The 10,342-nt window shown below is 46.2% G+C and carries 7 protein-coding genes; 3 read left to right on the top strand and 4 right to left on the bottom strand.

Annotation, left to right across the window (positions count from 1 at the left end):
• The coding region (locus tag R7O12_RS21055) for an argininosuccinate synthase (protein ID WP_318126331.1) at positions 1 to 1,206 on the top strand (1,206 nt) is incomplete at its 5' end.
• A gap of 242 nt (positions 1,207 to 1,448) precedes the next feature.
• Entirely contained in the window at positions 1,449 to 3,323 is a 1,875-nt protein-coding gene (gene argH, locus R7O12_RS21050) for an argininosuccinate lyase (RefSeq protein ID WP_318105959.1), read from the top strand.
• A 194-nt stretch (positions 3,324 to 3,517) separates the two neighbouring features.
• On the opposite strand, the gene R7O12_RS21045 is transcribed toward argH, so the two are convergent.
• The 3 genes from R7O12_RS21045 to R7O12_RS21035 form a co-directional block, all read right to left on the bottom strand.
• Positions 3,518 to 3,799: a DUF3624 domain-containing protein gene (locus R7O12_RS21045; protein WP_137282406.1), complete on the bottom strand. Its 282-nt coding sequence runs from the start codon at positions 3,797 to 3,799 to the stop codon at positions 3,518 to 3,520.
• 372 nt (positions 3,800 to 4,171) lie between these two features.
• Positions 4,172 to 5,644, bottom strand: coding sequence for a dihydrolipoyl dehydrogenase (locus R7O12_RS21040; RefSeq protein WP_104979780.1), 1,473 nt, complete (start codon positions 5,642 to 5,644; stop codon positions 4,172 to 4,174).
• A 191-nt stretch (positions 5,645 to 5,835) separates the two neighbouring features.
• Positions 5,836 to 6,564 (bottom strand): redoxin family protein, encoded by a 729-nt coding sequence (locus R7O12_RS21035; RefSeq protein WP_005382781.1) that lies wholly within the window; start codon positions 6,562 to 6,564, stop codon positions 5,836 to 5,838.
• Between the two features lie 169 nt (positions 6,565 to 6,733).
• On the opposite strand from R7O12_RS21035, the gene oxyR reads away from it, so the two are divergent.
• Positions 6,734 to 7,645, top strand: coding sequence for a DNA-binding transcriptional regulator OxyR (oxyR, locus tag R7O12_RS21030; RefSeq protein ID WP_005381326.1), 912 nt, complete (start codon positions 6,734 to 6,736; stop codon positions 7,643 to 7,645).
• A 53-nt stretch (positions 7,646 to 7,698) separates the two neighbouring features.
• Here oxyR and R7O12_RS21025 read toward each other — a convergent pair whose 3' ends face one another.
• A complete protein-coding gene (locus R7O12_RS21025) occupies positions 7,699 to 10,260 on the bottom strand; it encodes a penicillin-binding protein 1A (RefSeq protein WP_005381325.1) in 2,562 nt (853 codons plus the stop codon).
• Between the last annotated feature and the right edge of the window lie 82 nt (positions 10,261 to 10,342).

Below are 10,342 nucleotides of genomic sequence, written 5' to 3'. Positions count from 1 at the left end.
GTGAACGTAAATAAAGTGGTAGTCGCATACTCAGGCGGTCTAGATACTTCAGTAATTATCCCGTGGCTAAAAGAGAACTACGACTGTGAAGTAGTGGCTTTCGTTGCCGATGTTGGTCAAGGTGCCGAAGAGCTAGAAGGCATTGAAGCGAAAGCAAAAGCCTCTGGTGCTTCTGAGTGCTACATCGCTGACTTGAAAGAAGAAATGGTCGCAGACTACATTTACCCAACGCTAAAAACTGGCGCGTACTACGAAGGTAAGTACCTGCTAGGTACATCAATGGCGCGTCCAATCATTGCCAAAGCGCAGGTTGAAGTGGCACGTAAAGTGGGCGCGGACGCTCTGTGTCATGGCTGTACAGGTAAAGGTAACGACCAAGTACGTTTCGAAGGCGCATTCGCAGCACTAGCACCGGACTTACAAGTGATTGCACCTTGGCGTGAGTGGGACCTAGTGAGTCGTGAAGAGTGTTTGGATTACCTCGCTGAGCGTAATATTCCTTGCTCTGCGTCTCTTACTAAGATCTATTCACGTGATGCAAACGCATGGCACATTTCGACGGAAGGCGGCGTTTTAGAAGATACGTGGAACGCACCAAACGAAGACTGCTGGGTGTGGACTGTCGACCCAGAGCAAGCGCCAAATGAAGCGGAATACGTCACGCTGAAAGTAGAAAAAGGTGAAGTGGTCGAAGTTGATGGTGAAGCGATGACACCATACAACGCACTGGTTTACCTAAACGAGAAGGGCGCTAAGCACGGTGTTGGCCGTATCGATATCGTGGAAAACCGTCTTGTTGGGATGAAGTCTCGTGGTTGTTATGAAACACCGGGAGGCACCATCATGATGGAAGCGCTGCGCGCTGTAGAGCAGCTTGTGCTAGACAAATCATCATTCGAGTTCCGTGAGGAGCTAGGTCTAAAAGCGTCTCACCTTGTATACGATGGCCGTTGGTTTACGCCACTATGTAAATCGATCCTTGCTGCTTCAGAAGAGCTAGCGCAAGACGTTAACGGTGAAGTGGTTGTTAAGCTTTACAAAGGTCAAGCGACAGTCACGCAAAAACGTTCTGACAACAGCTTGTATTCAGAAGAGTTCGCGACTTTTGGTGAAGATGAAGTTTACGACCAAAGTCATGCAGGTGGGTTCATCCGTCTTTACTCGCTATCAAGCCGTATTCGTGCATTGAACAGCCAGAAGAAATAATCCCTTAACATCCATCTTGGATTGAATAAAGACCCGCCATTTATAGGCGGGTCTTTTGGTTTCTAAAAGCGGGTACCTAAATTTGTCTTGAATATATATGTAAAAATATTGAATTTATACTTTATTTTTTATCGAAATTGCCGTAACGTTGACCCATAAGAAAAAGTGAGCAAATGACCATCAAATTGGTTACTACTCATTCGAGAACGTTAGAGTAAGCAATAGTCATCAGGAGAGACGCAATGGCATTATGGGGCGGAAGATTTACCCAAGCGGCAGACACCAGATTTAAAGAGTTCAATGATTCGTTGCGTTTTGACTACCGATTGGCTGAGCAAGACATCGTAGGTTCAATCGCATGGTCTAAAGCTCTGCTTTCTGTTGATGTGCTATCGGCAGAAGAACAGCAAAAACTGGAACTTGCTTTAAATGAGCTGAAGTTAGAAGTGATGGAAGACCCTCACCAAATTCTTCGCTCTGATGCAGAAGATATCCACTCTTGGGTTGAGCAGCAGCTAATCAGTAAAGTGGGAGATTTAGGTAAAAAACTCCACACTGGGCGTTCTCGGAATGACCAAGTCGCCACAGACTTGAAACTTTGGTGTCGTCAGCAAGGTCAGCAATTGTTGATTGCTTTAGATCGCCTACAAGCACAAATGGTCCATGTTGCTAAACAGCACCAAGGCACCGTATTGCCAGGCTATACTCATCTTCAGCGTGCTCAACCTGTAACCTTTGCTCACTGGTGCTTGGCTTATGTTGAAATGTTCGAGCGTGACTACTCTCGTCTGAATGATGCCTTACAGCGTCTCGATACTTGTCCACTTGGCTCGGGTGCGTTAGCGGGAACGGCTTATCCGATTGATCGCGAACAATTAGCACATAATCTCGGTTTCCACCGTGCTACGCGTAATTCACTCGATTCGGTTTCAGATCGTGATCATGTGATGGAGCTGATGTCGGTGGCTTCGATTTCTATGCTGCACCTTTCTCGTCTCGCCGAAGATATGATCTTCTACAATTCAGGCGAGTCAAACTTCATTGAGTTAGCGGATACGGTGACATCTGGTTCGTCATTAATGCCACAGAAGAAAAACCCAGATGCACTTGAGTTGATCCGTGGTAAGACAGGGCGTGTCTATGGCGCATTATCGAGCATGATGATGACAGTTAAAGCCTTGCCATTGGCGTACAACAAAGACATGCAGGAAGATAAAGAAGGGTTGTTTGACGCTTTAGATACATGGAACGACTGCATGGAAATGGCAGCTCTGTGTTTTGACGGTATTAAAGTGAATGGCGAGCGCACACTAGAAGCGGCGAAACAAGGTTACGCAAACTCGACGGAGTTAGCTGATTACTTAGTGGCGAAAGGCATCCCATTCCGTGAAGCTCACCACATCGTCGGTGTCGCGGTCGTTGATGCTATTGCTAAAGGTTGTGCGCTAGAAGAACTGTCTATCGAAGAGTTAAAAGCCTTCTCAGAGGTCATTGAAGCGGATGTGTATGACATCCTGACTATCGATTCGTGTTTGGAAAAGCGTTGTGCTTTGGGTGGTGTTTCGCCTCACCAGGTCGCTTACGCGGTAGAACAAGCGGATAAGCGCCTGAGCCAACGTGATAGCTCGGCGGTGAAAGTGCGTCCTGCACGTTTGACGGACATTGAAACGTTGGAAGGTATGGTTGCTTACTGGGCGAACCTTGGTGAGAATCTTCCGCGCTCTCGTAATGAGCTCGTGAGAGATATTGGCTCTTTCGCGGTGGCTGAGCATCATGGTGAAGTGACGGGTTGCGCTTCTCTATATGTGTATGACTCAGGGTTGGCTGAAATACGCTCTCTTGGTATCGAAGCGGGCTGGCAAGGCCAAGGGCAGGGCAGTGCGATTGTGAACTATTTGGTTGAGAAAGCGCGCCAGATGGCGATCAAGAAAGTCTTTGTTCTAACGCGAACGCCTGAGTTCTTTATGAAGCAAAGCTTTTTACCGACATCGAAGTCATTACTGCCGGAGAAAGTTCTGAAAGATTGCGATCAGTGCCCACGTCAACATGCATGTGATGAGGTAGCGCTTGAGATCAATTTAATGGAGCAAGTGATCCAAAAAACGCATGTGGCATGAACTGAAGTTGTGGAGTGATTTTATTAGCATTCAATGACATAGTCATTTTCCTGTTTACTTACATCAGTATTCGCTAAAAAAATCGAAAAAATTTGGAACCTTTGAGAGGAAGCCCGGTCTATTAAAGTACCACTGCTTTTTCTTAGAAGAATCTAAGAGAGCCCCAGAACTGACATTGGTTTTGGGGCTTTTTTCTATCTGTCACTTTTCTCTTTTTTATTCGCCTTTTTTTGTCCCTTTCGACGTTGCCAAGGCAAGATGACAAAACGCATCCATAAGTGTAGAAACAACAAAACGTTGAAAGCGAAGCCGGCAAAGATCAAAGCGATCGACTCGATGCTTTGTGGTTCATCTTTGAGCGTAAACCACCACACAATCCAACACAGTACAGAAAGTACCGTCAATTGATCCAAGCATCGTTGGCAACGTCCAAGTTTTTTCCAAAACCAATGTTCCTCGCAGCGGCGACAAGTCATAGTGTTTTCCAAACCATTAGTGTTGCTTCAGATTATATATCTAACTAAATGGTGGAAAGCGTTTCTTACACGGGCTTAGAGCGCCATGACACAACCAAAAATGGAAAGTTAGCTTTGTAAAAGCTTTGTGGCACGTAATTGATGTATGGTGCGCTGTCAGTCTTTAACAGGAAATATAATGATGTCGACAGAGTTGAAACTTGCGCTGAGTATCGCTGGTGGGTTCTTTATGATCGGTGTTGTCGCGATTTGTATGGTCAGCCGCTATGCAATGATGGCAGCGTAAGAGAGATTTCATTGCGCCAAAGTAGTAAAGCAAAGCCTCGTTGATGACGAGGCTTTGCTTTATATTTAGATAGAAGCCTGAAAGCGTTAGCAGCCTGGGCCGCAGTCAAGACAATGTTTCACCATTTCTGGCCCTAAGTGTAGTTTTGAATTCAAATCACGTAGAGCGGTGCGGACGCCTTCTTCAATCACTGGGTGATAGAAGGGCATATCTAACATCTCAGAAATCGTCATCCTATTTTGGTGCGCCCACGCTAAAAGGTGCGCAAGATGCTCTGCATTCGGGCCCATCATTTCTGCACCTAAAAAACGTCCAGTGCCTTGCTCTCCGTAGACATGCAGAATACCTTTATTACGAAGCATGACGCGCGAACGTCCTTGATTTTCAAACGAGACTTCACCGGTTGCGAAACATCCACATGTGCCTAAACGTGTTTCTAGTTGTTTATATGTTTCGCCAACCATAGCAATTTGAGGGTCGGAGAACACGGCTGAAATTGGTGAGCGACGCAGACCCGCACGAATATCTGGGAAACGGCCTGCGTTGTCTCCAGCAATACGGCCTTGGTCAGCGGCTTCGTGCAGCAGTGGAATTTGGTTACTTGCATCACCTGCGATGAAGATGCTCTCTACCGAAGTTTGCAATGTATAGTGATCCGCCGTTGGTACGCCACGTTCATCGAGAGCCACATTGGTGTTCTCGATCGCCAGCTTATCGACGTTTGGACGACGACCCGTTGCGGCCAATACGTAATCGACAACGAAAGTTTCTAATTCGCCATCATGGTTGATGAATTGGATTTCGACCTTGTCTTCGCCGTCATTGTCTGACGAAGCAATGCGTTTCATGCTTTCGACTTTTACATCTGCATCAAGGTAGAACTCTTCCTTAAAGGCTTTATCTGCATACGCCATCACCTCTGGGTCTGTCAGTGGGCCCACTTGTCCTCCAAGGCCAAAGAGCTTCACGTTCACTCCTAGGCGGTGTAAAGCCTGACCCAATTCAAGGCCGATGACTCCTGGGCCAAATACTGCCACGGACTCTGGTAAGTCATCCCAGTCAAATACATCATCGTTAATCACTAGGCGATCACCCAGTTCATTCCAAGCTGCCGGATATGTCGGACGAGATCCTGTCGCAATAACAATGCGCTGTGCGGTGACCTGAGTATGATCATCTATGATGAGAGTGTGGTCATCGGCAAACTTCGCGTAGCCCGATAGTTTGTCTTCAGCGGGAATATCATCGACACTTTCAAGCACAAAGCCAACAAAACGATCTCGTTCGCGCTTTACACGATCCATCACTTCTCGTCCGTTAATTCGTACTTCACCTTGCGGGTGTATCCCAAATCCAGGTGCTTTTTCGATTTGATGAACACTTTCTGCTGCCGCAATTAACAGCTTAGACGGCATGCATCCGACACGAGCACAGGTTGTTCCGTAGGGACCGCCCTCAATCATTACCACGCTGTTGGTATGAGCTTTTGCTGCTCGATAAGCACCAAGACCAGCCGTCCCGCCACCAATAATCGCTACGTCGACATTAACTTGTTTCATCGTGAACTCTCGCTTTTGTTTTAAGCCAAGCTAGCTACATTGAGCTTGGAGAGTGAATTGGATAGTTGAATCTGGATAAGTAGTCACCTTATTGGCAGATAACTACTTATCTAGACTAGTAGAAGAAGTGGTTTAGGGTTGGCCTCCGAGCCAAAAGGCACCGGAGACCGAGGGTGTAGGCTATGGACAGCTTAGCCTAGATACGCTTCTAGCTCTTCGCTACCGCCGATGTGCTTGCCACCGATAAAGACTTGTGGAACAGTCGTGCGACCAGATATAGCTCGTAGACTAACTGTTGTTGCGTCTTTACCCAGAATTACTTCTTCATATTGAAGACCGTGGTCAATTAGATTTTGTTTCGCTTTCATACAGAAAGGGCAGCCTGGTTTAGTGAACACCGTGATGGATTCTTGCGTTTTGTAGTCAGGCGCTATGTAGTTCAGCATCGTATCTGCGTCTGACACCTTGAATGGGTCGCCTGGTTCGTTTGGCTCAATGAACATTTTTTCCACTACGCCATCTTTTACTAGCATGCTGTAACGCCATGAACGTTTGCCAAAGCCGATGTCATTTTTATCCACTAACATACCCATGCCATCGGTGAATTCACCATTACCATCCGGGATGAAGGTAATGTTTTCTGCTTCTTGGTCTTGTTTCCATGCATTCATCACGAACGTATCATTGACCGAGACACAAATAATCTCATCCACTCCGTGCTCTTTAAATACAGGGAACAATTCGTTGTAACGAGGTAGATGGCTTGATGAACAGGTTGGAGTAAATGCACCCGGTAAGCTAAATACGATAACGGTCTTACCTTTAAATAGTTCATCGGTCGTTACATTCACCCAAGAGTCACCTTGACGAACTGGAAAAGTAACTTGAGGGACTTGTTGACCTTCTTTAGATACAAACATAATGATTTCCTTTAACTATTTTAAATTATGCGTATAGAGCTTAGCGTTTTTCGTCGCTCTGTTTCGTTTTGTTGAGCCCATTATTGTAAAAATCCTTTGATAGCTCTAATCGTTTGGTGTTATGGTTTTGATAGGTATTAGCTATTGTTATAGAAGCGAAGCGTGAATTATGAATATTCGAGATTTTGAGTACTTAGTTGCACTTGCGGAACATAAGCACTTTCGCAAAGCGGCAGAGGCATGTTTTGTTAGTCAGCCAACACTGAGTGGGCAAATTCGTAAACTAGAGGATGAACTCGGGACCACGCTTTTAGAGCGAAGCAGCCGACGTGTTTTGTTTACCGATTCAGGGTTACAGCTGGTGGAGCAGGCTAAACGCATCTTAAGTGAAGTGAAAACCTTCAGAGATATGGCAAGCGGTCAAAGCGGAGCCATGACTGGACCGATGCATATTGGTTTCATCCCGACGGTTGGGCCTTATCTATTACCCAAAATTCTGCCGCAGATAAAAGAAGCATTTCCTGAGCTGGAGCTATTTCTGCACGAAGCTCAGACACATCAATTAGTGCGTCAATTGGAAGAAGGTAAACTAGATTGCTTAGTTTTAGCTTCGGTTGATGAAACTGCGCCATTTAAAGAGATCGAAGTGTATCAAGAGCCATTAAGTGTCGCAGTGCCATGTGACCACGAGTGGGCCTCTCTCGACCATGTTGATATGTTGGAGCTGAATGGTAAAACCGTTTTAGCGTTGGGAGACGGCCACTGTCTGCGAGATCAAGCGTTAGGTTTTTGTTTTGCCGCTGGTGCAAAAGACGATGAGCGTTTTAAAGCCACCAGCTTGGAGACGTTACGCAACATGGTTGCTGCCGGTGCGGGGATTACGTTATTGCCTCAGCTTTCTATCCCTAATGAGAAGCAAAAAGATGGCGTATGCTACGTACCAGCTGTTAACCCAACCCCCTCGCGTAATATCGTTCTCGTATACCGTCCGGGCTCACCATTACGAGCTAGGTTTGAAGCTTTAGCAGCGAAGATTAAAGAGGTGTTGGCTTCTTATCCATCATTGAATGCTGCAGCATAAGAAGCAGACATAAAAAAGGGAGAGCTTGATGCTCTCCCTTGTGCTTTTGTGATTTAGAACAGTTCTTCTGCGCCAGAGCCTGAAGAATAAATACTATCTTCTAAACGGTCGCCAGCGTATTCGGTAGGCTCCGTGCCTTTTTCAAAGTATTCGAACATTGATGTGCTATCTACCTTGTGCGTTAGCATACCGCTGTTGCGATCAATACGAACTCGAATAATATCCTCTGGAATATTTTTACCTTGCTCCGGCGTCCCTTCTAGCGCAACACGCATGAAGTCAATCCAAGCAGGCTCTGCGGTTTTCGCACCCGACTCGGCACCAGAAATTTGGCCTTGCCCTAGGTTGCTGTTAACAGTGGTGCGGCCAAGTGCACGTGAGTGATCATCAAAGCCAACCCAAGCTATCGCAACGACACCAGGTCCATAGCCATTGTACCAAGCATCCTTGGAATCATTCGTTGTACCCGTTTTACCCCCGATATCTCGACGACCAAGTTTTTGCGCGCGCCAGCCTGTACCATTCCAACCTGTGCCTTCACGCCAGTTACCGCCACCCCAAATGTTGCTGTACATCATCTCACGCATTAAGAATGCATTCTGTTCAGAGATAACTTGCGGTGCATATTGAGGTTCATCATTTTCAAGGGCATTGTCTGTTGCAAGGCCATCAATTGCGACGTCTTGTTCGCCAAATTCATCAGCGTAGCGATTTTCTGGCTGCTCGCTCATTTGCGGACAATCCTTATGACAAACACTCTTTGGATTGGCTTTAAACAGTACTTCACCGAATGCATCTTCCACGCGTTCTACATAGAATGGTTCAACGTAATAACCACCGTTCGCAAACACAGAGTAACCTTGTGCCACTTTCATTGGTGTTAAGCTGCCAGCTCCGAGTGCGATGGTCTCTGAGCGCGGTACTTGGTTAATATCAAAACCGAAACGAGTAAGGTACTGACGTGTCTCCTCGAGGCCAACTTCACGGAGTGTACGCACTGCCATGACGTTTTTTGATTGAGCTAAGCCGAGGCGAAGACGCGTTGGACCACCATAAGTCGGTGGTGAGTTTTTTGGTCGCCAAGCTGAACCAGAACCTGCATCCCACTTGTTAATCGGCGCATCGTTAATCAAAGTGGCTAGAGTCAGCCCTTTGTCAATTGCTGCCGAGTAGATGAAAGGCTTGATACTTGAACCAACCTGACGCACTGACATGGTTGCACGGTTAAACTTGCTGTGAACAAAGTTGAAACCACCAACCAGCGACAATATCGCGCCATTTTCTGGGTTCATCGCAACAAACGCGGTGTTTGCTGTCGGCACTTGGCTCAGTTTCCAGCTCAGTGTTGTGTTGTCATCTTCATCGGTTTCACTTACTTCGCGAACCCAAACTTGTTGACCTGTCGCTAGCACATCATGCGCTGACTTTGGTGTTGAGCCTTGGCGGTTATCAGTAATGTACTTACGCGCCCAGTGCATTCCAGTCCAAGGGATGGTTTGCTCTTCATGGTTCTTAACCCATACTTGTGCCGTCTTATCATCGACTTTCGTCACAACCGCAGGGTAAAGGTCACCATAAGTTGGCTGTTTCTTCAGGTGCTTTTCTATTTGCTCATTGTCCCAGGCCGCTTCCCCTTCTTTCCAAAGCACACTTTCTGCACCACGGTAGCCATGACGTTCATCGTATGACAAGAGGTTATTTACCGCAGACGTATTTGCAGCATCTTGCAGTTTAGAATCCACAGTCATGTAGATATTCAAGCCAGAGGTATAAGCTTCTTCTTCACCGTATTCTTTTACTGCCCATGCACGAGCCAACTCTGCTACGTAAGGTGCGGAAAGCTCAATCTCAGCGCTATGATAACGCGCCACAATAGGCTCATTGCGTGCTTCGTCATACTGCTCTTGTGTAATGTATTTCTCATCAAGCATTCGCATTAATACAACGTTACGGCGTTTTGTTGCGCGCTCAAGAGAGTAAATTGGGTTCATGGTTGATGGCGCTTTTGGCATACCAGCGAGTGTTGCAATCTCACTTAACGTCAATTCATCAAGGCTCTTGCCAAAATACACTTGAGCGGCAGCACCAAAGCCATATGAGCGGTAACCAAGGAAGATTTTATTGACATAAAGCTCCATGATTTCTTGCTTACTTAAAAGCTGCTCAATATGGATAGCAATAAAAATCTCTTTAATCTTACGCATGATCTTCTTCTCATTAGATAAGAAGAAGTTACGAGCTAGCTGTTGCGTAATCGTACTTGCACCCTGTTTAGCCGAGCCTGAAACCGCAACAACAACCGCTGCACGAGTGATGCCGATAGGGTCGATACCAGGATGCTCATAGAAACGACTATCTTCGGTTGCGATGAGCGCGTGAATTAAGTCTTGAGGAATTTCGTCATAAGTAACAGGAATACGACGCTTTTCACCGAACTGTGCGATCAGCTTCCCGTCTTGACTAAACACCTTCATAGGTGTTTGTAATTCAACGTCTTTTAGAGTTGCAACATCTGGCAATTCAGGCTTCACGTACTGATAGAAGCCAAATATTGTGGTGACTCCAAGAATTATGCAAATCAATGTTAAAAATAATAAACGCTTTATGAACTTCACCGGAGAATCCCTGATTGGTTGAGGCTGTGTAACGGCAAACCCTTGTACTCTTAGGTCAAAAATTTAGCACATAAGAGATATT

Source organism: Vibrio sp. Vb1574 (assembly GCF_033338675.1).
Note: the sequence above shows the minus strand (reverse complement) of the source record. Positions and strands in the feature narration are given on the sequence as shown.

Coding starts and splice junctions, on each gene's coding strand:
- R7O12_RS21045 (WP_137282406.1), bottom strand. CDS start 3,799: ATGACTTGTCGCCGCTGCGAGGAACATTGGTTTTGGAAAAAACTTGGA.
- R7O12_RS21040 (WP_104979780.1), bottom strand. CDS start 5,644: ATGAAACAAGTTAATGTCGACGTAGCGATTATTGGTGGCGGGACGGCT.
- argH (WP_318105959.1), top strand. CDS start 1,449: ATGGCATTATGGGGCGGAAGATTTACCCAAGCGGCAGACACCAGATTT.
- R7O12_RS21035 (WP_005382781.1), bottom strand. CDS start 6,564: ATGTTTGTATCTAAAGAAGGTCAACAAGTCCCTCAAGTTACTTTTCCA.
- oxyR (WP_005381326.1), top strand. CDS start 6,734: ATGAATATTCGAGATTTTGAGTACTTAGTTGCACTTGCGGAACATAAG.